Genomic DNA, 24,877 nt, shown 5'->3' on the forward strand with positions numbered 1-24,877 from the left:
TATATTTAGCCAGTGCATGACGGCAGTACGGTTTCATGTCTGGCTAAATATTCCTGTGCGAATCCTTATACCTACTGACTATTTTTACCGAGGGAAGATAATTAACATGGTCTATTTACTGACAGATGACAGCTATTTTGCACTGGGCATTGTGAGTTTGCTGAAATTAAGAAATTGCGTTGTTACCCGCATTGACGCGGAAGATATTGGAAGCTTCACTTATTTATCGCAGGACACCCTTTATCTGGCAATGAGCGATTTGAGTGTGACGAAAGTAGTGTTAAAGGAAGTCACTCACTTAACACTAGAGGTCTTCGTATTTCTTAACATCAGGCCAGACTTTAAAGTATTCCGGTTTCCCAAACGTGTTGTCTGTACAAAACGCATCCAAACTAGCTTTTTGAACTCCATTGATGAAACGTGGGTAAACAATTTTCGGACTGAACTCACCACAAGTCAGCTCTCAGTGCTTAATGCATTTTCTTTGGGAATGAATCCTAAGCAAATATCGAAGAAGTTGAATATCTCCCAGAAGACGATCAGTTCACATAAAATGAGTGGATCAAGGAAAATGGGGCTTGAGGGAGTGAATGATATACTATTGATGAATATTATTAATTTGTTCAAAAAAGACCTTATCCCGTCAGTAATACCGACGGATATATCTGTAGTGGTCAACAAAAACTGGCCACAGTTTATGTAGACCACTACAACACGCCTTATATCCCTACCCTTGAAGGGCAGGGATATAAGGCGTGTCGTTGACATACTTTCAAATGCCACATACCAGACACAAGAATCACCGAGAATGGCATCGGCGCTGAAGACCGGCGTGCGGCGATACTGGAAGTGGATGCCGCGACCGGTGCCAACCGGATTTATGCCAGCGGATTGCGCAATCCGACCGGCCTGCAATGGGAACCGCAGAGTGGAAAACTCTTGGCGGTGGTGAATGAGCGCGATGAAATTGGATCTGATCTGGTGCCTGATTACATGACATCGGTACAGGAACACGGTTTCTACGGCTGGCCTTACAGATATTACGGTCAGCACGTGGATAAACGGGTTAAACCGCCGCGCCCGGATATGGTAGAGAAAGCGATCAAGCCCGATTACGCGATAAGCTCACACGTCGCGCCGCTCGGATTGCTGTTCTATACCGGTGAGAATATGCCGCAATATCGCGACGGTGCGTTTGTCAGCGAGCATGGCAGCTGGAACCGTAAACCGCTCAACGGTTATCAGGTGATGTAGGTAAAATTTGAGAACGGTAAATCGGTGGGACTGCCGCTACCCGTGATAACGGGTTTCCTGACGGACGATCAGAAACAGGTTCGCGGTCTGCCTGTCGGGCTTGCTATGGATAAGCAGGGGGTGTGCTGATTGCAGATGATGCGGGCAACGTGGTCTGGAGGGTGAGTCAAGCCCGGTAAAAATGCAGTCACGGAATGCGGTCAGGATGCCTGCATTCCGTGATTAAAAGAGTGCCTTTCAGCATAGCATTCCCAGAGTTAGTGAGATGCTGTTTTGACAAGTACATCATAAACTCAGCTGGTTAGCCGATGTATTTACGATAATGCCCAGACCCTCTCCAATACTGATGATATCCCGGCGATAATAATATTGAATAGTTCCTGAGGCGTACAGACTTTTACTTGGTGTGAGAAGTACCATGCATGGAAATACTTCCGGCATTTCAGCCTGTAGGTCAGTTTCAATTTCATCTGGAGAGAGAATAGCAGGGTCGGACTCCTTATCCAGAGAAAGGTATTCGTTTATAAACCACGTTCTGTACTCGTATTCATTCTTTAGAAGTTTCATCAGATGTGCCTTTTATAAATTGTATGATTCTCTTTAAAAAGAGACCTTTATGTAATGTTGAGATTAAAAAAATTAGATAATATTACGCAGGAGTTCCGAATGCGTGGCGATCATTTCACCAGTGACCATACACTGGCCGGGACTTTATCGAAATTTCTCCCTACAGTCAGTTCGGCTAACCGGTGGTCAACAGCAGAATAAAAAGCCTCATCCTGCGAAGCCCCGGTTTCATTATACTTGTGATACTCAATTATTTTTTCCAATGTATCAATACTTTGGCATTTCCTGAGCTTTAACAGCCAATCGAGTTTATTCATTTTAAGCACCTCGCTTTAATAAAGTGTCAGTTTAAGAGAAGCGTATATTAAACCTTTAATACTTTTCCTGCTATTGGTGTTAATGAGTAAAAAAAACACCGCGATCCAATTTTGTACTATCGGTTCATTTATAGTCGAATAAACGATTGATGGGTGGGGGATACCTATGGATAATGCGTCCAACAGTTAAGTAAGAGTATTGAAAAAAACGGTTAATACGTAGAGAGCAAACTTGCTGGCTTCTGTTAACAATAGTTGGATTCATTTATACCTGTCTTCTTGCTGTAATTTAATAAAATCTAACCGTTATTTAGGAAACGCCGGGGAATACCATATTGCATGGTAGTACCAAACTATTTGGTCACTGGCAAAATTAATCACAAAGGAATATATCATGAAAAAGAATCTTATTGTTGCTGCTCTCGCGTCTTTATCCGTACTGTCTGCAGCGTCTGCTTTTGCTGCTGATGGTCAGGTTAATTTTAAAGGTGAAATCATTGATTCCGCTTGCTCAGTAGCCAATACCCCGGCAGCTCCGCTGGATGTGACTTTGGGCCAGGTTCCTAAGTCATCTTTTGCAGCGACCGGTGATACTGCAGCGCCAACCAAGTTCACTTTGAAGCTGACTAACTGCCCTGCAACCGTCACTAAAGCTTCTGTGAAGTTTGATGGTACTGCTGCAAACGGTGACAACAGCGTATTGGCTCTGACCCAGGAAACTGGCGTTGCTACAGGTGTTGGCGTTCAGATTACTGATTCCAGCGATAAAGTTCTGCCACTGTATACCGCATCAGCGTCTTACCCGCTGGTAGAAACTGCTGAAAACAGCCTGAACTTCGTAGCACGTTACATCTCTACTGCCAGCACTGTAACTGCAGGTCCTGCAAACGCAGTAGCAAGCTTCACCGTGAACTACAACTAAGATTTGCCACGTTATTTAACGTGTTAAACCATAAACCGGTGCAGTAAATGCACCGGTTTAAACAACTCACTCTTTCGTGGAATTAAAAATGAAATTAATACCAACCCTGTTAACGGCCGCTTTGCTTTTTTCCGCAGGTGTTGCCCATGCTGGTGTTCTCGTGGGCGGAACCCGTCTTATTTATAACGGAGCGAAGAAGGAGTCTTCACTGAGCGTCAACAACCCGGACAAAGTTCCATATTTAATCCAGTCTTGGATTGAAACTACGGGTGGTGGAGCTGAGAAAGCCCCCTTCATGATCACGCCTCCATTATTTCGTCTGGATGGCGGGCAGGATAATGTACTGCGCCTGGTACGTACGGGAGGGAATTTGTCAGAAAGTCAGGAAACACTGTATTGGCTTAACATCAAATCCATCCCTTCCTCAGTTAAACAACAGGATCGGAATACCTTACAGGTAGCAGTAAAAACGCGAATTAAACTTATTTATCGCCCGCAAGGTATTAAAGGTGTCCCTGAAGAGATGGCACAAAGCTTGAAGTGGCAGGTCACAGGGAAAGAGATAAAAGTAACGAACCCTACGCCGTTTTATATGAATTTCCTGCAGGTAAAACTCGGCAATACCGAAGTTAATGATGCGACCTATGTTGCACCAATGAGCAGTGCAAGCTTTGCAATTCCGGCAGGAGCATCAGGCAATAATGTTCAATGGAAAATCATCAGTGATTACGGCGGCATCGGACCGGAGCACACTGTTTCACTATAAAAATGACATTCCCGCTTTAACATCAGGATAATCCGCAGGTTTTAACATTTGATATTGGATTGAAAAATGAGTCTTCAAAATTATAAGGCAGCAAAAATAAATAGACTGGTTTTATTAATTTCTTTAGCTTTGGGAACAATATCGTTTAATACCTTTGCCGGGGACTATTTTAATCCTGAATTATTGCAAATAGATAATCCGCAACAAGGTGCGACGGATCTCTCTATATATGAAAGTCAGGGAGGTCAGGCTCCTGGCACCTATCACGTTGATATTTTTATCAATAATGAACAGGCAGATACTCGAGATGTGGTCTTCAAACTTGTCGCTGGTGGTGATGGCAAAGAAACCTTGCAGCCCTGTCTGAGTGCGAAATCGCTGGCGGCTATGGGCGTAAAGACGGAACTGTTTCCTGACCTGGGTGACGCAGAATGTGCGTCGCTGAGCGCCATTCCTATGGCACATGCTGAATACCGTTTCGGCCAGCAGCAGTTGTTGATCAGTATTCCCCAGGCTGCGGTATCCCAGACGGCCCGCGGGTACGTTGCCCCTGAAATGTGGGACAATGGTATTACCGCCATGATGCTTAATTACAGCATCACGGGAGCGAATAATTATGCGCGTACCACTAATGCACAGGATAACGACAGTCAGTATGTGAATCTGCGGCCGGGGATCAACATAGGGCCGTGGCGCCTGCGTAACTATTCTACTTACAGCCGCAGTTCCGACAGTCAGTCACAGTGGGATACCGTTTATACCTACGCTCAGCGCAATATTATTTCTCTTAAAAGTCAGATGTTAGTTGGGGATTCAAGTTCACCAGCAGACGTGTTTGATAGCGTGCCTTTTCGCGGCGCTCAGTTAGCCTCTGATGACGACATGATCCCTGATAGCCAGAAAGGCTATGCACCGGTGGTGCGCGGGATAGCGAGAAGCAACGCTCAGGTCATTATCCGTCAGAACGGTTACGTGATTTATCAGAGCTTTGTGGCGCCGGGTGCTTTCGAAATTACCGATATGTATCCGACCGGCGGCAGCGGTGACTTATTCGTCACCATCAAAGAAGCAGACGGCAGTGAACAGACTATGGTTGTCCCCTTCGCTTCATTACCCGTTCTGCAGCGTGAAGGCCGTTTAAAGTACTCGGTGACGGGCGGTAAGTACCGTTCATACGACAGCAGCGTTGATAAGACCCCTTTTGTGCAGGGAACGGCGATTTACGGTCTGTCGCACGGTTTTACGATGTATGGCGGCAGCCAGGCAGCCAGTCATTACCAGTCTGTGGCGTTGGGCATGGGTAAAAACCTGGGTGACTATGGTGCTATTTCCGTTGATATCACTCAGGCCCTGTCAACCGTCAAGGATCAGGATAAACGCAGCGGTCAGTCCATGCGTGCGCGTTACAGCAAGGATATTTTGCAAACGGGCACCAACGTGACCATCGCCGGGTATCGTTACTCTACCTCTGGCTATTACAGCATGCAGGATGTCATGGATTCTTATCGCAGCGGTCAGGATAACCCGTTGTTAGAGCGGCAGAAAAACCGCACCGAATTGTCCATGAACCAGAACCTGTGGGAAAACGCCGGTACGGTCTCTGTCAGCCTGATCAATGAAGATTACTGGAACAGTGGCCGTAACATGCGCTCTGTGACGTTGGGATACAACAATTCATGGCAGGGTATCAGCTATGGTCTGAACTACAGCTATAACGAAAACTCCACGGCGCAAAACGGCAACAATAACGCCAGCAGTGGCGGAAGCAGTGGACGGATTTACGACCGTGACCAGGTGTTCGCCTTCAACATCAGTATTCCGCTGTCACGCTGGATGAGCAATACCTACAGCAGCTATAGCCTGAGTTCCAGTCAGAAAGGCAATACGACGCAAAACGTGGGCCTGAATGGTACTTCGCTGGAAGATAATAATCTGAGCTGGAACGTACAGGAAAGTTATGGCAGCAAAGGGGTAGGCAACGGCGGCAACCTGAACGCAGATTATCGCGGTACCTACGGCGAAGTGAACGGCGGCTATTCCTATGATAAAGACAGCCAGCGCCTGAATTACGGGCTGCAAGGCGGTGTACTGATTCATGAAAATGGCATGACGCTAGGTCAGCCATTGGGAGAAACCATGGCACTCGTGAAAGCACCCGGTGCGGGCAATGTAGGTGTCAGTAACCAGACCGGCGTGAAAACCGACTGGCGTGGTTATGCCATCGTGCCGTATACGTCGCCATACCGCAAAAACTCGGTACAGCTGAATACTGAAACACTGCCGGACGATGTCGATTTAACTCTGACGAGTCAGACGGTGATACCTACGCGTGGTGCAGTGGTTCGGGCAAACTTTAATGCCAACGTCGGCCATAGAGTATTAATGACTCTACTACGTCAGGGAGGGGCTCCAGTGCCATTTGGTGCGACAGTCAGTGACCTGTCACAAAAAGAGTCGCAAGCCTTTATTGTTGGTGACGATGGACAGGTTTATCTAACTGGACTGAATAATAGTGGCACATTGCTTGTAAAGTGGGGTAATGACTCGATGCAACAATGTAAGCTTGATTATAATATTGGAATACTCCCAACAGATAATTCCAATATTAAAAATATGATTACACACTGTAACTAAGTGGAATGTATGATGAAAAAAATAAATAGCGTCACTTTGATAATCCTATTTTTTTGGCTAATCTTTGGATGTGTGTATAATGTATCCGCATGTACTTCACAAAATCCAGTAGCTGAGTCGGCAACTTTTGGAAGTTACATCGTACAAAAAGATACACCAGTTGGAACTGTTATTGCTTCAACAAAATCTGTAGCTGTAGGTGGGCTCACATTCGGGAATTGTCTTTCATCGGGTACTGTATTTACTAAAATGGTATATGGGGCTGCAACAAAAAGCAGTCTAAAAGATGTGTACCTGACGAATATTCCTGGCATTGGTATCCGCTCAAAGTTATATGGTACATATGCATATTTTAATGCACCACCGACAGGAACGTCGCAAGGAGGCGGTGCGACATTTACTAATACATCAGGTTCGACAGTTGAACTAATTGCTATTGGACCTGTTAGTTCAGGGGAGTTAACCCCAGGTCCAGTTGGAGTGGTCTATTTTAACGAAACCCCTACGATTAACTCATACACTGTCAATATTTCGGGCGGGACAATCAATTCGGCTGAATGCTCAATCACGAATAAAAATATCAATATAACTCTTGATGATGTATTAGAAGCTGACCTGACATCGGTTAACTCAACCGCGAAACCAAAAAGTTTTGATCTTGGGCTTGATTGCAAAACTGGGGCCAAAGTCAATGTAAAACTAACGGGAGTTGCAAACACGGACACATCTGCGGCGGGCGTTTTACAATTATCAAACGCAGGCGGTACTGGGGTGGCTAAAGGCGTTGGTATCCAGATAATTTATAACAATGCACCATTAGATCTAAATAAAAATATTGTCCTAATAACGTCTAATGGGGGGCAAGAAGCCTTGCCATTTACTGCACAATATTTCCAAACTAAAAGTACGGTAACTACAGGTTCAGCTAATGCAACGGCAACACTTGAAGTAACCTATCAGTAATAATTCCATTCTTAAAATGGATAACATATTCAATTATTTATTAAGTAACCAAGCAATATAGGAAATATGATGAAAAATTTATTCAAAGCTTCAGCCATCGCGTTGATGATCGCCGCTTCCGGTATGTCTGTAGCGCAAGCTGAGCCTGTCAATATTAACGTGACCGGCAATGTCGTCGCATCACCTTGTGTGGTGAACAACAGCAAAACCAGCTATGACGTCGACTTAGGGCAAACGATTCAGGCTGCTGATCTGGCCACTGCCGGAGCTGCAACGACTCCTGTTGCGTTTGACCTGACCATGGCCTCCTGCCCTTCGGGCACCAAGAAGGTTATCGTAACCTTTACCGGTACCGCGGACGCCGATCAGACGACCATGTTTAAAAATACCGGTACCGCGACCCCGCTGGCGGTGGAACTCTCCAGCGGCGGCACGGTTCTCAGCAACAACGGTACGCTGACTAAAGATGTCGCAGCGGATAAAACGGTGACCTATAACCTGAGCGCACGCGCTGTAACCGCGACCGGTAGCGTGATGCCAGGCACCATCGTGTCAGTGATTCAGGCGAACTTCACTTATAACTAAGACCACAATGTGGGAGGCCTGAATGCGTCAATGGATGAAACATACAGTGTTAATCGTTATAGCCGGAATATGGAGCTTAGACGTTCAGGCCATGGATCTGAATATGGGGGGCACCGTTGTTGCCAGCGCCTGCCAGGTTGATAATACGTCGGTAAATCAGGTGGTCGATTTTGGGCAACTCCGTAGCACGGATTTAAAAGAGGCTGGCTCGGCGTCCGAATGGGCTCCTTTTACCGTGAAACTGATTAATTGCCCGTCGACAACTCATAGTGCGAAGGTCACCTTAACAGGAACACCTTATTCTGACGGCCCCGATCTGTACGGTAATAGTGAAACAGCCAAAAATATTGCCGCACAAATCGCGCTGGATAATGATAAAACGGTGGTGATAGCAAATGGCAGCAGCGTGACTGTTATGGTCGATGCGAAACATTCTGTCGTTTACAATTTTGTTGCCAGGCTATACAGCGTCAATGGTAATACTTCCAGCGGGACATTCAGCAGCATTGTGCAGATGGGTTTTACCTACAATTAATGTGTCACAATGGATGCTATAGAACGAAAAACTATAGCATCCCTTTTATCTGGTCAGCCTTATCCGCAAAGATATCAGAAGGGACTTTTAGCGAAAACATCATGCTGGCGAGCGCAGTTCCTGATAAATTCAAAAGAGCACATTTTAAAATTTTTCAGGGAGATGATTAATTTTTATCAGCAAACCTCTTTTTACAATAATGTAGCCACCTTTATTAAGCTGAGCTAACATTTTCATAATCACGCTCCTTGACAAATTCGTTCTCTCTTTAATATATCTTTCCGCGGTTGTAGCCGCGCGCACTTCAAAATCTTCCTCGATTAAACCACGGAGATAGTTACAAACAAGGGTATAAGTCGGCACAGACGTATTTTGCTGCAAATATTGCTGATACCGTGTAGCCATATACATCAGAAAGAGTGTGGTACTTTCCCACAGATGATTTTCGCCCACCGTATGCAGCACAGCATCGACAGGTGCAAGAATGTACCTGATAGGGCCAATCGCACGCACTGTCAGTGAATTATCATCATGCCAGAAATCGCTTAGCCCCATGATCCCCGGCGCATTAAAGTCAGTAAACGTCAGCTCATCACTCCCACGGTTAAGGCCACACTTTCCTTCAGCAAGCAGAAAACACATTCTCTGACCGTTGATATTGAGATTAAACCGGTCACCATTGCGTGCTTTAAGCAAAGGGAATGCGGGTTGCAGTGCAGCGATAATTGCCTGAATGTGTTCAACAGGCTTTTCAGCATTTTTATGATTATCCAAAGGAATTCCCTCATTTCTCTAAACGCTGATGATAAGTATAGTTTAATTCGCGTTGCCGAAGGTCATGGCAACATAATTATTGTTGTTTTCCTACTCCTTATCTGTGTGCACCGGTACCTGAAGCACGCATGTCACACAATGACAGTCTTCCGTCCATCATCAGGGATGACGCTATAAAAAGTGTATTCTGCACCTAAAATACAAATTTAATTTCAGGATCCAATTTTGGATGTCAGGTATATAACTGGCATGGGAATTTATTGAAGGAGGAAATTTGTTAGAGCATAATGTCTGTGATTTAAACGAGGTTTGTTTTAAGAAACATGTAACAGCACTTTAATGAAACTTTATTTTAAATACAATTATATCCCATAAACCATGGGGTTGGTGCTTGCTATTTCACTGAAGATGACGCTTCTGAAGTACGCAGGCTTTAAATAAAATTAGTTTGTCGTCATAACTCGGGGTAGAATATATGTATGATTATACAAAAACATTGTACCATAATTCACATCCTCAGGAAGTTGAAGGTATTTTCAATTTCATCAAGGAGATTTGTCCCGTAAAAAAGGGTCGGATGGGGCAACGTTTTACATTGCAGCAAAACGATATAAAAATGTGCCTGATATTATACCAGGGCACATGTATTATTCGCAGAATTAAAGATTCCCTGGTGTTATCGACGATCAAAGCACCGAACATGGTAGGGTTGTATGATTTGTATCATGAGAAATCTGAGATACAGGTTATTGCAAACAGCGATATTGAATTCAGGTTGGTAAGCATCGAAGAATTATTGGAATACACCGATCAACATCATCAGTGGAAGAACTTTTGTTATTTTTTATTGCTCTCCGCCACCCGGTTTTGTGATTATCAAAAAGAAAATGCCGGGATAAGCAACTATGAGTTGATTTGCAATATGCTTACTTCGCTGGAGAATGAAAGCTTTGAGATAAGAGCCACCACCACAGCATTAGAATATATTCAGGAGCGAAGCAAGCTTTCACGAAGCGGCATAATGAAAACCCTCTCCACGCTGAGGGAAGGAGGCTATATTACGATTAAAAATGGCCTGCTTATTAATATATTGTATTTGCCTAAAAAATTTTAGGTAAGGGAATAGTAGTTTTAGCTAAGGGACAGGATGAAATTATACATTTTGACACAAAATCAGTACATGTTTATGGGCTTAAAGCACCTGCTCTATTTTTACCTGGAAAGAGAGTGCATACAGCTTGATCCTAAAGATGAAACGAATATCGAAATTTACAAATTAAGTTCGGCATCTGATATTTTCTTTGTTATACCTGATGGTGAATATTTGGATCTATTATCCTTGATCCATCTCCATCATAGTCATTCACCTGTACTTATCGCAAATAACGATATTACCTGGAAAGTAAGCGCGATATTTTATTTTTCAACCTTACCGCAAAAATTTATGGTTGTTTGATTTGCATTAAGACAAGCCTATCCCCTAAGATCGTTTAGCCGGCCGACACTTTTATTTCGCAGTCGAGGCGGGTGAGTTTTCACGACGTGCATCTGCATGCATTCTCAAAAATCCCCCGCTCGCTCGCGGTACTGGTGGGCATATTCTATCCTCTGTTGGACATAAATCAGCAGTAAATGGCGTTTATGAAAAGGAATGTAATCGTCACAGGAAATACAAATCTCAAGCAATTTGTATAAGCCTTGCTTAAGTAACACGAGGGGGAAGTCTGAACGCACTGGCATCCAGACGTAATCAGCTACTCACATGATTATACGCAGAAGTGTATATCCAATAAGAAGGCAGTTCCTGTAATTCTCACAAGAAGGATTAAAAGTTTCTGCCCCCTCATCCTCTATTCTTAAAAGACAATTCGCCTGTTAAGAAAGAATATTTCTAAGTAAAGCAGCATCATTGAGCAGCTTAAAAAGGTTGATTATGAGCGACTAATAAAGAGCCGTAATCCCGCTGATTATCCCCACAAAAAGAGGCAAAATCCCAACTACATTCAATTCCCTTGTCGTTATTATGGTTACTGTCGTTAAAAAACGGTTAGGCGCCCACCTCTTATGTATAGATGAAAGAAACCTGCGAGGTTACACCTCTGCGCCCCAGATGCTTTTCTCTGATAGCAGGAATATATGCACGCTAAAATCCACACCATTTGTCACCGAATTGCGGTTTCGCATGCCGTATTTGATTTCTTTGTTTGCAGTGCCGCCGTCCTGCTGATCAGCGTCGAACCTGAACTTTGGATGACAGCCATTCCCGTTGCCGTTTCGATGGCCGTGTATTTCCTCATCCGTTCAGTTGGCTGGATCATAAGCAGGCATATGGGCCACGGCCTGCGCTAACCATTGCCACCGAGATGTCTCCTTGCAATATCATTGATCTCCTCTAAGACATCATGGCCGCTTCGACACGCTCTACATGCCAAGTTCACTGTTAAAAGCTTACCAGTCCGCATAAATAAGGGATTAACCATGCTGCATATCTTTTCAGATGACTATTATTTTGGTCAAGGAGTGGCCGCACTACTGAGTGAAAAAGGTTTTAGGGCCCAAGCCATTTGTTCCGCCAAATGGCAAGATTTCTGCGATACAGAACTCCTTGGCCGTTCTGATGTGATTATTGTTACCTTCAGTTATTCAGCCATGATGGACAAAATCTTAAACCTTGCCCTCCATGCCCAGGTACCGGTTATTTTTGTGATGAATATCTTGCGGTCTGCCCAGCCCGAACTGCTGTGGAACCAAGGTATTGTGTCCAAAAACATCGACTGCGCATCACTTATACGCGCGCTCGTTACAGCATTATTACAGCCCTATAGCGGATCCTTTTCTACGCTGACAAGGCGTGAACGGGACGTACTCGGCGAACTATTGAAGGAAAAAAACGGCGCCGCAATTTCAGCCGCCATGCGGCTCTCCGTTAAAGCGGTCAGCCGCTATAAGCACCTTGCGTTGAAAAAATTGGGTCTCTATGAGCTCAATTCAAGAGCGATCGTTATTTACGGCAAAATCCTGCAGATGCAGCTACATAAAGACCAAGCTTCTTCCCTGCGGAAAAAAAACAATTTGTTCCTCCTCTGATTTTTCCGCGCACATCGTCCCGGTTGAGTTGCCTTCTATCCTTTTAACGCATAGTTCCCCGGAGGGCATACTAGGCAACATCGCCCAGATAATCTCCAGCGACTAGTAGATCATGCCAAAGTGCCCATATGTTGAAGTCGCAAAATACTCGAGACAGGAGAGCCCTTTAATTGCCATTCTTAAAAAGAATCGGCTTAAGTGCGTAATACAGATCGCACCCTCCGGCGTAGGCGGCCCACCTCCCCCTCGTAAATAGTTGAAGTATCGATATATCTAAATGCTTAAATTAGTGTCATCACGTCAAGATCTGCGTCACTTCCCCATATTGGGAAAAGAGATAAAATGCGCAATGCCGTGATTATTTCGTGTGCGTCCTTGAGGCATCAGGACTTAAGCGGAAAATGTTTGAGTGAGCAGGCACGGCAGATACTACACTTAAGGTTTATCACCGAATGAATGCGACCATGGCCTATAAGTTAGATCTCAATCTTCTGCGCATATTATGTATGCTCGTGGAAACCAATAATGTGACTGAAACGGCCAGACGTCTTGAGATGGGCGTTTCCTCCGTCAGCTATGCTTTGAATAAGCTGCGCGCTCATTATTCTGACCCGATAATGATACGCGTCAGAAATGGTATGCAACCCACTCTACTCGCAGTAGGATTACATAAACATTTTTCACCGGCGCTGCACATTATTGAACCCGTCTCAGTATTCACCGACACGACAGGAAAGCCTAGTCAATATATCCGCATCCGAACATCCAGCATATTTGAGGGATGGATAGCCTGGGAATTATCCCGGTCTGAAACATTTTCTTCAGCAGGAAATGTCTTTGAGTTTAACGAAGGCTCGGCTAACGAAGATACAAGGGTCGATCAATTACGTCTCCGGCAGGTACATCTTGATATTGGCAGTGCATTGCCTGCTGATAGAGCCATTGCCCAGCACCCCTTCACTTTAAAGGGGTTCAAAGTGGCCTGCCGACGTCAGCATCCCCGCCTTAATGGCCCCGCCACACTTGATAGCCTGCTAAAAGAATCCATGATCACCTGGGTGCGTAAGTCTGAATCGATAAACGCCTATAAAGATTTGCTGAATTTTGAAGGCGCCCATTTGCTTGAGAAACCGCTGCGTTTCACATCTTTGCTAACAATGCTGACGTTAGTGGCCCGCTCAGATTTTTTCAGCATAATCCCGACCTGTCTTGAAAATTTTGTTGAGGAAATGTTTGACATCAAAGTACTGGAGACAGAGTTTTTGGAAAACTTAACGTATCCGATGTTTGTTCATACCCTGTATGCCTCTCGTGAGGATCCTGTTATTCAGTCGGTTTTAGCACTCGCCTTGTCGCTGGACGGCCTGTGACCGGAAATCATAGGCTGCCTTATTTCAGGACAGGGAGGCAATAATACTCTCGAACTCACCCTGATAAATGTATTTGATTTCCTGATTATTGGTCACCCTATTGGTACTTTCACAGTACGCCAGGCAGGGAAATTCTCGTGGCCGCAGGAGATTGAGGGTAGGTGAAATGTCCCGCTCATAGATCTGCAGCATTTTATTGCCGTCTATTTGGTCCATCGGGATTAGGAAATGGTCTTCAATGATCCAGCGGCGGTATTCATCTTCATTTTTAAGGGTTTTCATTATTTTCCCTTGCTCTGCAGCTAACAAAATAATGCGGCACATAGCCGCATTGGTGAGAAAAGTCATCATGGCGTGAGACCTCTGAGGGGTTACACACTAATAAGCGTGCTGTTTCTGATATAAAAATAAAGCTCGCTCAGGGAGTGCACATTAAATTTCAGGTAAATACGCTGCCGGTGAGCATGCACCGTCTTTTCACTGATAAATAACTTCCTAGCAATCTCATGAGTATTTTTTCCGCGAAAAATATCATTGAGCACAATAGCTTCCTGGCTAGTCAGCTTCAAAAATGGCGTATAAACCGACGGCATTAGTTCTGCCGGTTGTTCCCCGTACTCATGTTCATCCAACATGGTTTTCAGCATCAGGCTAAGCCCCGTTTCGATGTGATAAGTATTGGCTTTCTTATCCATATTTATGTCAAATAGGCTGCGATAAAAACCGTGGAATTTCTTCTTTTCCTGCGGGCTGCACAACAATAAGGATTTAAAAGCTACATTTGTATTTTTAATTGTTTCCACCGCAAGCATTAACTCATAAAACAAATAGCTCTCCGAATCAAAAATTGCAATTGAACAGTTTCCATTGCGTAACATGGCAATCACCAGCTTCGCTGGATCGGCTATCTGATAAACATTATATTTATGGCGTTTATCCTGTCTGGAAAAAACGTTCTCCACCATTCCATTTATTCCGGTAAGCAATGACCGGTTTTCGGTGATGACGTAGAAATTAACCTGTACCTTTTTAAACTGTGGCATAAAGCTTCCTGCACCAGGTAATACCCACACTTTTTATCCGCATAGAGAAAATACGCTATCAGGAATGGTCTGTAAGTAGGAATATCACTCTTTATGCAGGGATATTCCTAGTGGGCGTAGCGCCTTTGATTGAACCTATAATGCATTTTCCCGGATATATTTACCAATGCAACGTTTGAAAAAGCTAATTCTAGATAATAGAAATGGGTTGTTTTAATGAGGTAAAAACTGCGTACCTATATCAAGTTTGCAAGGAATTAATAGGAGGAGGGGAAAGGGGATATTAAAATAATTCATCGAGGCTAAAATGTATTATGAGGTTGAACATAAAATTATATTCAGGTGCGTAAGTAATTTGAGATTTTATAATAGAGAAAAGGTAGAGGGAAGAGGAAAAACCTCTTCCCACCTAGAAGACAAAGATGTCGATATTTGCAGCTTTGAGGGCTTTTTCTTTGATAAATGCAGATATGGTTCAACGCCCCCCAACATGCCAGTGACTTGATCGAATAAACATATGACCGTGCCTCTTGCAATCACGAAGTGTGTATTAAAAGTGTAGTGACTTTCAACCTCCAACCACCTTTCAAACCTAAACAATCATTGATGGGTCTAAACGATTATTTCGCTGGGTATCGTCTTTTCAGGCTCACTAATTATAATTAGCGATAATTTCAACGCTGGCATCAGCTGGCCCAGGCTGTATGTTACCCTCAGTGCGTATGTAACGAGCGGCCATATTCACCACCATATTGGTCGTTGAACCAATCGTGAGAACAGCCGTGGCCCGCTGAATAGGAGTATTGAATATAACGGGCTGAGCTGGGTTTAAATCCGTTGATTGCGAAGCCACGGTACCCCAGGCAAGCTGAACGCCATATCCTCCCGCACCTCCGCTGTTAAGCTTCATGATCCCACGAACGTTATCAAATATTTCCGAACGAGGTACGACGGTAATATTGATATTCTGGTTATAAGCTGTACTCGTAGTTCGCGATGTTACTGTATTGTTGTTTGTATTGACCGATCCCGTTCGGCCATACCCCATCGCAGGCGGGCATTTCAACGTGAAACTGGCATCCTTCCATGGCATAGGCCCTGCCCGTGATGGGCCACCATGTAAAGTGACATCATAACTACCCATTGGAACGTTTATATCATCAAAATTACAGGTGCCGGTTGTAAGAGTAATATTTCCTGAAACAACAGTCGTTAATGCGGTAAGGGTATTGCTGATCAAATTTGGACCATTATTGGGGACACTACCCCAGGTATCCGCTCCGTTAACAGGCCGGTAAGCACTTATCACCTGGAAACCATCAAAATTTATAACGTTACTGGGATTTACAGCGCCCGGTAACTTCCAAAGCGCCACTCTAACATAGGTCCTACCACCTGCACCATTGCTCCCCCTGTAAGCTACCCACGGGTTTTGATAGTTTCCCATTGGTCCATTTTGCTGATCTAGATTATAAAATGACAGGCCAAAACCAGTGCCCGGTATCGGGAATATCCAGTTACCACTTGCACTATCTTTAACCGGTACTGAGCCAGCAGGTGGGACGACATAGTAAATAAAATCAACCGTCAAAGTTGGATTGCATGTCACCTGTAAAGAGGAATATCCCCAGTCAAACCCACTCCAGGTATAAAGAAGCTTGTATTGGGATGGATTACCAGGTGCCGTGAGAGAATCCAGCGAGGTATTGTAGGGTAGAGAAAAATTTTTGGGGGGTACTGTCCCAGTACAGTTGGCTGTGATAGCTGACGCAGAAAAACTACAGCACAGACAAATGAATAATAACAAACACTTTAAATTATGCATAAAATCAACCTTCAAATATTATTCGTCAGTTTTTAAAACGGATAGCGAAACGAGTAAATTGTAATTAATGAAATTTATTCATGGGGCATTACCTGAATGTCTTAGTGACTAACATCCGTACCTTATTCTCATTTTTAAATAAATTATTATTCATGTAGCTGTCTCATTATGTGAATTCTTCGGGAAGCAAGGGGCTGTTTTTTTTCGCCTTTAAATCTGAATTGATGAGAACCATTGCTTCCTACTGTCATCGGTTAAATTATTCACAAAGGCTGTTAAAACGCTGCGGTATTTTGCGCGCCGCTTTATCGTTTGGTAACGGGGCCAGCATATAGGTAACCTTACATTGAGAGTTCTGAGTGGGACCCCATTTCACTAACAGCTTTCCTCTCATTTCGGAAACTTTTGCATAAATCATCCCGCCCTGAGAAACGGCTCCCACATAATTATTGAGCATATCAAATACCTCAGCACCAAAAGGCACTGGTTCACCGTTGAACAATGAGGTGATCAGTATTGGGATCCCCACGCGGGTATTGATTTTGACTTTCACGACGGCGCCGCTGCGCGGAACCACTTTTTGCGAGGTATTCTCAAAATCCACCCCTTTGTCCGCACCGGCCGGGTCAATTGACACGTCGTTGAACTGATAGGGACGCAGCGATGGGAACAACGCATAGCCGCGAGAGTCAATGGTCGCGCCGGCATAGCTGCCCACCTTAGCGCCCTCGGCGCCTTTGGCCTCAATCAGGGCAAAGGTATCGCCGGTAAACGGCGACAACGTCACTCCACCCGAATGGGCGACCAGCGTGCCAGACATGCCCAGCGAAGTGCTGTGATAATCAGCGCCGGTGCTGTAGCTGCCGTTCACCGAAGCCGCACTGCCCTGCCAGGTCCCCGCCACGCCGCCAGAGCTGCCGGTATTGTTGTCATGCGCGCCGTTTACGTTATAGGTATATTTATTATCTTCACCCAGCGCGCCGGCGACGGATACCTGTTCTCCCTGTCCGCCAAGCGTATCCTGGTTGTAGCGCGCACTGACCGTGGGTGCCCGCACACTTCGGTTTTCCCACAGCGGGAAAGAGAAGTTCAGGTTAAAACGGGTCTGCTCCACGCCGTTCGCACTTTGCGTACGGTTCACGTTCACGCTGTAGTTAAGGCGCTTAAACCCGTTGGAATACCCCAGCTGGTACTGATTATTGTATTTATCATTATTCCAGTAATTTTCCAGGGACGCGCTGACGTAAAAACTTCCCCAACCTTTAGGCAGTCCCTGGCTTGCCGTTACCGAAAAGCGGTTCTTGGAGCGCCCGATTTGCCCCGTATCGCCATCGTCCCGCAGACTTTGTCGGGTCAACATGGTGGTCATGTAATCCATGTACCCGCTGCTGGAAAACCGGTATGCGGCAAGGGTGATGTTGCTGTCGGTATCTCTTATCATTTTGCTGTAGCTGGTCCTGTAGCTCTGCCCCGACAGGCTACTGCTGCCGCCGGCCTTAGGGCCCAGCTTGCTGTAGGACTGGGTGACGTCAGCGGCAATGGCGCCCGCAGCGGTGCCTACTGCGGCACCGGCTTGCACAGCCTGATAGTCAGGGCTCGCTTGTACGCCGCCATAGGCCGTGATGCTGTTAGACAGACCGCGCTGGTAGGTTCCTTCCAGAAGAAGGGGATCCTCTGAGATGCTGGCGTCGCGCAGGCGCCCCCCGGTCAGACTAAAAAAATGGGTTCCCGGACGCAGCAGCTGCGCCACAGCCGCATAGGGCATGGTATAGGACTGGGTGGTGCCGTCCGCTTCCTGGATAGTCACTTCCAGATCACCGCCGTAGCCGGTCGGGTAAAGGTCATTAATCAGAAACGCGCCCGGGGTTACGGTGGTTTCATAAATGACCTGTCCTTGCTGGCGGACCGTCACTTTGGCATTTGTTTTGGCAATGCCATGGATTTCCGGTGCGTAGCCACGCTGGGAATCCGGCAGCATGCTGTCATCGGTGATCAGCTGCGCGCCGGTATAGGGCAGCGAGTTAAAAATCTGCCCGCTGGTGTTGGACTGTCCCAGGATCACCCGCCCGCGCACGGCGGCAATGTCGCGCTGCAGGTAGGTATTGATGGCGGAATATTCTCCGCCCATGTCCTGCGTCCAGTTATAAGAGCCGTTGTGACGCAAGTACCAGGCGCCGATGTTCAGCCCGCCGTTAATGCCCGCATAAAAGCTGCGGCTTGACGTGTCGCCGTACTGTGAATCATAGCCATTAAGGTAATAACCCAGGGTGGCTGCGGGGATACCGCTGTCCCACAGTTCCGGGCTGACGCTTCCGCTGGAGAGGCGATTCGCATACAGCTGTGGCACGGTGATGTTGAGCTGCTGCTCATTGCTGTCAAATTCTACCGTCGCCTCTGGCAGCAGGCTTTTCAGGTCGGTGCAGGGCATCTTAGCGGCCAGAGACTCTCTGGCTGCTGCAGGTAACTGCTCTTCGTTAAAGTTAATCAGCCCGATAATTTTGGGCGTCAGGCAGGCCACCACGTCTTTATTCTCGTTTTCTTTAAATTCGACGTTTTCATAGGCAATCTGCGTATTATTAACAAAGATATTGACGCGGTAAATGCCGGGCACCGCGCTGGCTCCGCTGGAAAAACGGCTCATGTCAATTTTATGACTGTCTTCCTGACGCAGCGCGTCGGTTTCAAAGTCAACGTTTTCAGCGACGTCAGAGGATACTGTTTCGGTGGCCCAGACAGGAAAGGTTGCCAAAAATAATATAAAAACAGACCCGATACCGATGCGTTGCATCAGCGCGCTGTTATATATTTTGGAATAATTCATGATGACAACCTTTAGTGCGTAAACAGGGATTGGAATTCAAAAGTGAAACAGGCAAAAATTATTTGCCACCAGCGTTAAAATTCGCGAAGGCGCCGTAGTCATTAATGGCAGTGAAACTCAGCTGGTTCAGATGAGTGACCGACTGAATTTCTTTAAAATGAACATTTCGCGTCCCGCCCGGCGCAATCATTTCGCCCGCAGTTTCATAATTTTTGCCGTTGCTGCGATAAGTCACCGTCCCCATATTGACGTAATAAGGCGTTGGATTGCTTACCCTCACACCATCAGGTGTGGTCTGCCACTGTAGCTGCGACGGCGCCTGGTTAGCGTTACCGGGAAGGCCCAACGGACGATAAAACAGCTTAATACGGGTGCGGAAGGCCACCTTAATGCGGTTTTTGTCTGCCGAGGTCGCCTGCTTTGCCGGCACCTCCAGCACGTTGAGCCAAAAAACGGTTTCTTTATCCAGGGGCAGTGCCGGAGACCCCAGGTAGGTAATACGCAGGGTCTGACCACGCCCCTGATTGAGGCGGTTGATCGGAGGCGTCAGAACAAAGGGTACGGCTATCCGGGACGGGGAAGCATTTTCATCGCCTCTGTCCAGCCAGCTTTGTATCAGAACCGGACCGGCATTATTATTGGTGATTTTAACCGTGGCTTCGTCTTTATCGGCGCTGTAAATAACTCGAGTGGTATTAAGCACCACGCCTGCACTGGCATAATTCATACCAACCACCGTCAGGCAAAGGCTTAATAGAAAGCCATTTTTTGGGATATATAAATACATTTGCATTGAACTCCGCGGGAAAGGACAGGGGCAATATTTTGCCCCTGTCCTGGGGTTAATTATTCGTACATCAGGTCGTAAATAACGTTGCCTTCTACAGTGCCGGGAGTTATATCGGCGGTTTTCACGTACTCCACAAAATAGTTAAGACGAGCTGTCCCTGCGGTAGGTGCCGTTACCGTGTCGAAGCCTGTTCCTCCTGCCGTACTTTGTGCGGCATAACCCACATGGATTGGGGTAAGTGATGCGCCGTCAATCAGCTGAAGCTTGACGCCTGCGGCACCGCCCGCCTGACCCTCATCCATATTGTTCAGGTAGCCGGTCATGTTGTCGACGTTGGCCGCGCCGTTGGAGCTGGCGTTGAAGTAAGCGGCAACCTTTGTTTTACCGGGCGCTAACGTACAGCCCGATACGTCGATCACAAACTGTGTTCGCCCCGCCGGCGAGCCGACTGCGGGGGCGAAGGCGTTGGTGGACACCGTTGGTAAAATCACGTCATTGCCGCCGACAACGGTGGAGTCACAGGTACTTTCTGTGATCTCACCGTGGAAATTAATGGTATTGCTCGCTTGCGCAGAACCCACTAATGCCATAGCCGAAATAAAGCTGGTTACTATTGCGAATAATTTCATGTTAAATCTCCATTCTTAGGACTAAAAAAACAAATTCCGTTTACTTAAATACTATTAATTGATAGAGAAAATATAATTAATAGGTTGATGTCGGGTAACAAAGTAGATGTATAAACAAAAGCCGCCACGGTATATTTCAGTGGCAGTGGCCAGCGATTGTTTGTCGTTCCATTGGTAGGTCTCCATATAAAGTGGTGAAGCCGTGCTTTTCCATCGCCTTTATAAGGTATCTTAACGCCTCCAATAGTGTATTTAGGAATTTGACTCTTTAACTACGTGAAATCTTATTTTTGCAGATTTCGCTGAGAATATTCTCACTCATCACAAGAAACGAACAGCATTGATTATCAGAAAAGCATTTCTATTAATTAGAACTGACACCCATTGATTTACATTAAAATAACCAGTTGTTAACAAATCTCTTTGACGCCATGCGTAAGTTACTGTTAAACAAGATAATAAAACTCACATTGGTTTAATGACGTAGGACAATATCGCATTTAATACTTAGGATAATTCTCTTTAAGCAGAAACAAGAGGTATCATGTCATTAATAAAGAATAGAAATTGTGGATCCAATGCATATACACTGGTGTCGTTAATTTCCCTTAGCCTTAAATCGCTCAAATATTTTTGGGGTCGGGACATTATTTGTTAACTGATGATGGCCGCCGTGTCGCCATGGATTTTCTTACTCCTGAAAATGAGAGAATAATGCACAAACTTTCCCGTTTATTACTGATTCCTGCTTCCCTGTGTCTGGTGACGTTATCCTGCGCCGCCGCTGACGTAAAGTTTGACGCCCTGCCCGCGATGTTCCGCCAGACTTGTGGCAAATCAGTTGAGATCCATGTGGCTCCCCTGACTGCCAGCAATGCCGGGCACGTGTTGCTGGGTCTGAAAAACAGAGAAACAGGGGCGCTTGATCTGTTTATGTCAGAGACTCAGATGTCTGAGACCCTGAACTATGCGCAGTACAACAAGGTGTTTTTTGACAGCCTGTCCCGTCAGTATGTGACCGCGCCGGAGCGTCTGAGCATTGTCTGGGGAGGCGCACACGAAGATGGTAAAGAAGATGCCGTGTACCGCCTGGCATTGGGCAGCCATGTGTATAACTGCGGCAAGCTGGAAAAACTGCCAGATAATACCGTCAACCGTCTGTACGGAGATGCAGAAGACGAGACGGCCGGGTAATATGCAACGCGGGCAGAGCCGGCTTTTCTGGCGTGAACGCCGGCCTCATCCCCTTTTTTAATCGTTTTCTCTCCTTCTTCAGGTACTGTAGTGGTCAACAAAAACTGGCCACAGTTTTAGAGTTTATCCAGAACAATCGTTCTGATTCATTCGGCGTCAAACCACCGTTATATTGATGAGGTCTGAGCTGGCTGTAATATCCTGTGATGTAATTTGTTATCGCCGTACTGGCTTCGCTAAAATTTACGTACCCATTATCCGGCAGGCTTCTGAAGAACCGTTCCATTGGGCTGTTATCCTAGCAATTCCCCCGGCGACTCAGGCTTTGCTTTATTTGATATCTCCACAGTAACTGTCTGAAATTCCTGCTGGTATAGTGACTTCCTTGATCCGAGTGATACAGTAAATTAGCCGGTTTTCCCCGTGCTTCCCAGGCCATCGACAGGGCTTTACCTGTCAGTGCGGAATCAGGGAAAAATGACATCGCCCAGCCAACCGGTTTACGGGAAAACAAATCGAGGACTACAGCCAGATAAGCCCAGCCTTTTCCCGTCCAGATATAAGTCACATCACCGCACCAGGCCTGATTAGGCTCGGTAACAGCAAACTGGCGATCCAGATAATTAGGGATCTCAATGTGTTCCTTAGACGCCTTCTTATAACGATGGCCAGGTTGCTGACAGCTGATAATTTTGAGCGTTTTCATCAGCCTTGTTGCCCGCCAGCGGCTCAGTTTTATACCTTTGGTGGTGACCATCGCAGCAATGTTTCGCGCTCCTGCTGAGCCGTTACTTCGCGATAAACTTCACGCACAAGGCTCAGTAATGCCACTCTCGTGGCGTCAGGCTTCCTGGGCTGCCGCCAGTATTTATAACTGCAGCGATGAACCCCAAACACGTTGCACACAACGGCAACAGGAAACCACGCCCTGAGTTTCTCAACTAATGAGAATTGTTCAGGGAGTCTGACATCAAGAGCGCGGTAGCCTTTTTCAATATATCCCTTTCCATTTCAACGCGTTGTATTCTTTTCTTCAACTCGCGTATCTCAATCTGCTCAGGTGTCATGGGTGAAGCTATGGGGATTTTCCCGCTCGCTCTTCTTTCAGTTGTCGAACCCATTTGTTCATCGTGGATTTGCCGACATTCATCGCAGTGGCAGCGGCGGCAACGGTGTAGTGCTGATCGAGTACAAGCTGGGCTGGTTCGAGGCGAAACTCGGGGCTAAAATTGCGTCTGTTACGTCCGGTCATAATGTCACCTGTTTTGACTATGAGGTGATGATATCACCTCTATTCAGGTGGCCAAATTCACTATGCCACTGTTACTGTACAAAGTTTATTGTTCCAGAACAGCCACCAAATCCTGCGCACACGCCCACGCGGAGCTCCACGCCCACTGGAAATTGTAGCCTCCCAGCCAGCCGGTGACATCCACCACTTCGCCGATGAAATACAGACCGGGGACTTTGGCTGCCGCCATCGTTTTCGAAGAAAGCTCTTTGGTATCGACACCGCCGAGGGTCACTTCCGCCGTGCGGTAACCCTCGGTGCCGTTTGGCTGCACCTGCCAGTTCTGCAGTTGCTCTACCAGTTCGGCCTGTTGCGGCACGTTCAACTGTTTCAGCGTGACGTCTGGCAGCTGACCGAGGGTTTGCAGGCATTCCACCAGCCGCTTCGGCAGCTGCATCGCCAGCGTGTTTTTCAAGCTTTGATTCGGATGTTCCTGTCGCTGGACGTTGAGAAACGCCGCCAGATCAGTGTCCGGAAGTAAGTTAACACTCACAAACTCACCGGACTGCCAGTAACTGGAAAGCTGTAAAACTGCCGGGCCGGACATGCCGCGATGAGTAAACAGAATGCTTTCGCGGAAAACGGTGCCGTCCTGCGCGGTCAGCACAGAAGGCACCGAGACACCGGACAACGTTTGCAGGTGGTCGAGCAGCGGTTTATGCAGGGTAAACGGCACCAGACCGGCGCGGGTGGGCAACACCTTCAGGCCAAACTGCTCGGCCAGACGATAACCGTAAGGCGTAGCACCCAGCCCCGGCATAGAGAGTCCACCGCTCGCCACCACAAGTGAGTGAGTACTTACAGTTGAGCCGTTGGCTTTGATAATAAAGCCGTCTTCGGTTTTCTGGACGTCGGTAATTTCGCTGCGCAGGCGCACTTCAACATTCCCCAACTCGCACTCTTTATCGAGCATAGCGACAATCTGCTGGGCGGAGTCGTCGCAGAATAACTGGCCGAGCGTTTTCTCATGCCAGGCAATGTTGTAGCGGTTGACCATGTCGATAAAATCCCACTGGGTATAACGCGCCAGTGCTGATTTACAGAAATGCGGGTTTTCCGACAGATAGGCGGCAGGTTCAGCATACAGATTAGTAAAATTGCAGCGTCCGCCGCCCGACATCAAAATTTTACGTCCGGTTTTCTTGCCATTATCCAGCAGCAGAACCCGGCAGCCACCCTGTCCGGCCTGTGCTGCACAGAACATGCCTGCCGCACCTGCACCAATGACTACCACATCAACCTGTTCCACTTTTGGCCTCTCTTTCCGGAAAATTCAGCTACGTTTTAAATAGGATACGCCCTGCATAAAGCGTCATTTCGAGCGCTTTATGTCGCGGATTGTAAGTGACTGACCGGATATACACCAGTCACAGCAGGGTTTTACGACGCTTAGTAACCAAATGTTTCAATGCTTAAATAGGAAATAACGTATTGATTAATAATTACTTAATCAATCAACAGCCATTTTCTGGCCTGTTTTTAGTCAAAAAAATGTCATATTTTCCTTTTA

23 protein-coding genes and 2 pseudogenes are annotated in these 24,877 nt (G+C 46.3%); 14 read left to right on the top strand and 11 right to left on the bottom strand.

Annotation, left to right across the window (positions count from 1 at the left end):
• Positions 1-16: 16 nt before the first annotated feature.
• Together GE278_20280 and GE278_20285 are read left to right on the top strand one after the other, a co-directional pair.
• A complete protein-coding gene (locus tag GE278_20280) occupies positions 17-703 on the top strand; it encodes a hypothetical protein (protein QLK62945.1) in 687 nt (228 codons plus the stop codon).
• Positions 704-840: 137 nt separating this feature from the next.
• Positions 841-1,433 (top strand): annotated as a pseudogene (locus GE278_20285) (L-sorbosone dehydrogenase).
• Between the two features lie 106 nt (positions 1,434-1,539).
• Here the strand turns inward: GE278_20285 and GE278_20290 are convergent.
• Positions 1,540-1,821 (bottom strand): hypothetical protein, encoded by a 282-nt coding sequence (locus GE278_20290; GenBank protein QLK62946.1) that lies wholly within the window; start codon positions 1,819-1,821, stop codon positions 1,540-1,542.
• Positions 1,822-1,931: 110 nt separating this feature from the next.
• Positions 1,932-2,138, bottom strand: coding sequence for a hemolysin expression modulator Hha (hha, locus tag GE278_20295; protein QLK62947.1), 207 nt, complete (start codon positions 2,136-2,138; stop codon positions 1,932-1,934).
• A 394-nt stretch (positions 2,139-2,532) separates the two neighbouring features.
• On the opposite strand from hha, the gene GE278_20300 reads away from it, so the two are divergent.
• The 6 genes from GE278_20300 (at position 2,533) to GE278_20325 (ending at position 8,543) form a co-directional block, all read left to right on the top strand.
• Positions 2,533-3,060, top strand: a complete 528-nt coding sequence (locus GE278_20300; GenBank protein QLK62948.1) for a fimbrial protein — start codon at positions 2,533-2,535, stop codon at positions 3,058-3,060.
• Between the two features lie 88 nt (positions 3,061-3,148).
• The gene (locus tag GE278_20305) at positions 3,149-3,826 is read left to right on the top strand and encodes a fimbria/pilus periplasmic chaperone (GenBank protein QLK62949.1); all 678 of its coding nucleotides are present in this window, start codon (positions 3,149-3,151) and stop codon (positions 3,824-3,826) included.
• A gap of 66 nt (positions 3,827-3,892) precedes the next feature.
• Complete coding sequence (locus GE278_20310; protein QLK62950.1) at positions 3,893-6,460, top strand: fimbria/pilus outer membrane usher protein; 2,568 nt, start codon at positions 3,893-3,895, stop codon at positions 6,458-6,460.
• Positions 6,461-6,469: 9 nt separating this feature from the next.
• A complete protein-coding gene (locus GE278_20315) occupies positions 6,470-7,423 on the top strand; it encodes a fimbrial protein (GenBank protein ID QLK62951.1) in 954 nt (317 codons plus the stop codon).
• A gap of 66 nt (positions 7,424-7,489) precedes the next feature.
• Positions 7,490-8,008 carry a type 1 fimbrial protein gene (locus GE278_20320; protein QLK62952.1) on the top strand — a complete coding sequence of 173 codons (519 nt, stop codon included), beginning with the start codon at positions 7,490-7,492 and terminating at the stop codon, positions 8,006-8,008.
• 22 nt (positions 8,009-8,030) lie between these two features.
• A complete protein-coding gene (locus GE278_20325) occupies positions 8,031-8,543 on the top strand; it encodes a type 1 fimbrial protein (protein ID QLK62953.1) in 513 nt (170 codons plus the stop codon).
• 144 nt (positions 8,544-8,687) lie between these two features.
• On the opposite strand, the gene GE278_20330 is transcribed toward GE278_20325, so the two are convergent.
• Positions 8,688-9,317: a hypothetical protein gene (locus GE278_20330; protein QLK62954.1), complete on the bottom strand. Its 630-nt coding sequence runs from the start codon at positions 9,315-9,317 to the stop codon at positions 8,688-8,690.
• Between the two features lie 475 nt (positions 9,318-9,792).
• Here GE278_20330 and GE278_20335 point away from each other — a divergent pair, with 475 nt between their 5' ends.
• From GE278_20335 to GE278_20355, 5 genes are all read left to right on the top strand, one after another.
• Positions 9,793-10,431 carry a hypothetical protein gene (locus GE278_20335; protein QLK62955.1) on the top strand — a complete coding sequence of 213 codons (639 nt, stop codon included), beginning with the start codon at positions 9,793-9,795 and terminating at the stop codon, positions 10,429-10,431.
• A gap of 33 nt (positions 10,432-10,464) precedes the next feature.
• Positions 10,465-10,773, top strand: coding sequence for a hypothetical protein (locus tag GE278_20340; GenBank protein QLK62956.1), 309 nt, complete (start codon positions 10,465-10,467; stop codon positions 10,771-10,773).
• Positions 10,774-11,453: 680 nt separating this feature from the next.
• Complete coding sequence (locus GE278_20345) at positions 11,454-11,666, top strand: hypothetical protein (protein ID QLK62957.1); 213 nt, start codon at positions 11,454-11,456, stop codon at positions 11,664-11,666.
• A 129-nt stretch (positions 11,667-11,795) separates the two neighbouring features.
• Complete coding sequence (locus tag GE278_20350) at positions 11,796-12,404, top strand: hypothetical protein (GenBank protein ID QLK62958.1); 609 nt, start codon at positions 11,796-11,798, stop codon at positions 12,402-12,404.
• Between the two features lie 452 nt (positions 12,405-12,856).
• On the top strand, positions 12,857-13,774 hold the full coding sequence (locus GE278_20355) for a LysR family transcriptional regulator (protein QLK62959.1): 918 nt from the start codon (positions 12,857-12,859) through the stop codon (positions 13,772-13,774).
• Between the two features lie 24 nt (positions 13,775-13,798).
• Here GE278_20355 and GE278_20360 read toward each other — a convergent pair whose 3' ends face one another.
• The 6 genes from GE278_20360 to GE278_20385 form a co-directional block, all read right to left on the bottom strand.
• Positions 13,799-14,125, bottom strand: a complete 327-nt coding sequence (locus GE278_20360) for a hypothetical protein (GenBank protein ID QLK62960.1) — start codon at positions 14,123-14,125, stop codon at positions 13,799-13,801.
• A gap of 20 nt (positions 14,126-14,145) precedes the next feature.
• Positions 14,146-14,817, bottom strand: coding sequence for a hypothetical protein (locus GE278_20365; protein ID QLK62961.1), 672 nt, complete (start codon positions 14,815-14,817; stop codon positions 14,146-14,148).
• Between the two features lie 652 nt (positions 14,818-15,469).
• Complete coding sequence (locus GE278_20370; protein ID QLK62962.1) at positions 15,470-16,642, bottom strand: hypothetical protein; 1,173 nt, start codon at positions 16,640-16,642, stop codon at positions 15,470-15,472.
• A gap of 259 nt (positions 16,643-16,901) precedes the next feature.
• A complete protein-coding gene (locus GE278_20375; GenBank protein ID QLK62963.1) occupies positions 16,902-19,463 on the bottom strand; it encodes a fimbria/pilus outer membrane usher protein in 2,562 nt (853 codons plus the stop codon).
• A 58-nt stretch (positions 19,464-19,521) separates the two neighbouring features.
• Entirely contained in the window at positions 19,522-20,256 is a 735-nt protein-coding gene (locus GE278_20380; protein QLK62964.1) for a fimbria/pilus periplasmic chaperone, read from the bottom strand.
• Between the two features lie 53 nt (positions 20,257-20,309).
• A complete protein-coding gene (locus tag GE278_20385) occupies positions 20,310-20,882 on the bottom strand; it encodes a fimbrial protein (GenBank protein ID QLK62965.1) in 573 nt (190 codons plus the stop codon).
• Between the two features lie 714 nt (positions 20,883-21,596).
• Here GE278_20385 and GE278_20390 point away from each other — a divergent pair.
• Positions 21,597-22,076 (top strand): hypothetical protein, encoded by a 480-nt coding sequence (locus tag GE278_20390; protein QLK62966.1) that lies wholly within the window; start codon positions 21,597-21,599, stop codon positions 22,074-22,076.
• A 94-nt stretch (positions 22,077-22,170) separates the two neighbouring features.
• Here the strand turns inward: GE278_20390 and GE278_20395 are convergent.
• Positions 22,171-23,328, bottom strand: a pseudogene (locus GE278_20395) (IS3 family transposase).
• Positions 23,329-23,413: 85 nt separating this feature from the next.
• Positions 23,414-24,616 (bottom strand): aminoacetone oxidase family FAD-binding enzyme, encoded by a 1,203-nt coding sequence (locus GE278_20400; protein QLK62967.1) that lies wholly within the window; start codon positions 24,614-24,616, stop codon positions 23,414-23,416.
• Positions 24,617-24,877 lie beyond the last annotated feature (261 nt).

The organism is Enterobacteriaceae bacterium Kacie_13 (genome assembly GCA_013457415.1).
GTDB lineage: Bacteria > Pseudomonadota > Gammaproteobacteria > Enterobacterales > Enterobacteriaceae > Rahnella.

Excerpts from the sequence above, each read along its gene's own strand:
- GE278_20280 (QLK62945.1), top strand. The coding sequence starts at position 17 with ATGACGGCAGTACGGTTTCATGTCTGGCTAAATATTCCTGTGCGAATC.
- GE278_20290 (QLK62946.1), bottom strand. The coding sequence starts at position 1,821 with ATGAAACTTCTAAAGAATGAATACGAGTACAGAACGTGGTTTATAAAC.
- hha (QLK62947.1), bottom strand. The coding sequence starts at position 2,138 with ATGAATAAACTCGATTGGCTGTTAAAGCTCAGGAAATGCCAAAGTATT.
- GE278_20300 (QLK62948.1), top strand. The coding sequence starts at position 2,533 with ATGAAAAAGAATCTTATTGTTGCTGCTCTCGCGTCTTTATCCGTACTG.
- GE278_20305 (QLK62949.1), top strand. The coding sequence starts at position 3,149 with ATGAAATTAATACCAACCCTGTTAACGGCCGCTTTGCTTTTTTCCGCA.
- GE278_20310 (QLK62950.1), top strand. The coding sequence starts at position 3,893 with ATGAGTCTTCAAAATTATAAGGCAGCAAAAATAAATAGACTGGTTTTA.
- GE278_20315 (QLK62951.1), top strand. The coding sequence starts at position 6,470 with ATGATGAAAAAAATAAATAGCGTCACTTTGATAATCCTATTTTTTTGG.
- GE278_20320 (QLK62952.1), top strand. The coding sequence starts at position 7,490 with ATGATGAAAAATTTATTCAAAGCTTCAGCCATCGCGTTGATGATCGCC.
- GE278_20325 (QLK62953.1), top strand. The coding sequence starts at position 8,031 with ATGCGTCAATGGATGAAACATACAGTGTTAATCGTTATAGCCGGAATA.
- GE278_20335 (QLK62955.1), top strand. The coding sequence starts at position 9,793 with ATGTATGATTATACAAAAACATTGTACCATAATTCACATCCTCAGGAA.
- GE278_20340 (QLK62956.1), top strand. The coding sequence starts at position 10,465 with ATGAAATTATACATTTTGACACAAAATCAGTACATGTTTATGGGCTTA.
- GE278_20345 (QLK62957.1), top strand. The coding sequence starts at position 11,454 with ATGCACGCTAAAATCCACACCATTTGTCACCGAATTGCGGTTTCGCAT.
- GE278_20350 (QLK62958.1), top strand. The coding sequence starts at position 11,796 with ATGCTGCATATCTTTTCAGATGACTATTATTTTGGTCAAGGAGTGGCC.
- GE278_20355 (QLK62959.1), top strand. The coding sequence starts at position 12,857 with ATGAATGCGACCATGGCCTATAAGTTAGATCTCAATCTTCTGCGCATA.
- GE278_20360 (QLK62960.1), bottom strand. The coding sequence starts at position 14,125 with ATGATGACTTTTCTCACCAATGCGGCTATGTGCCGCATTATTTTGTTA.
- GE278_20365 (QLK62961.1), bottom strand. The coding sequence starts at position 14,817 with ATGCCACAGTTTAAAAAGGTACAGGTTAATTTCTACGTCATCACCGAA.
- GE278_20370 (QLK62962.1), bottom strand. The coding sequence starts at position 16,642 with ATGCATAATTTAAAGTGTTTGTTATTATTCATTTGTCTGTGCTGTAGT.
- GE278_20375 (QLK62963.1), bottom strand. The coding sequence starts at position 19,463 with ATGAATTATTCCAAAATATATAACAGCGCGCTGATGCAACGCATCGGT.
- GE278_20380 (QLK62964.1), bottom strand. The coding sequence starts at position 20,256 with ATGCAAATGTATTTATATATCCCAAAAAATGGCTTTCTATTAAGCCTT.
- GE278_20385 (QLK62965.1), bottom strand. The coding sequence starts at position 20,882 with ATGAAATTATTCGCAATAGTAACCAGCTTTATTTCGGCTATGGCATTA.
- GE278_20390 (QLK62966.1), top strand. The coding sequence starts at position 21,597 with ATGCACAAACTTTCCCGTTTATTACTGATTCCTGCTTCCCTGTGTCTG.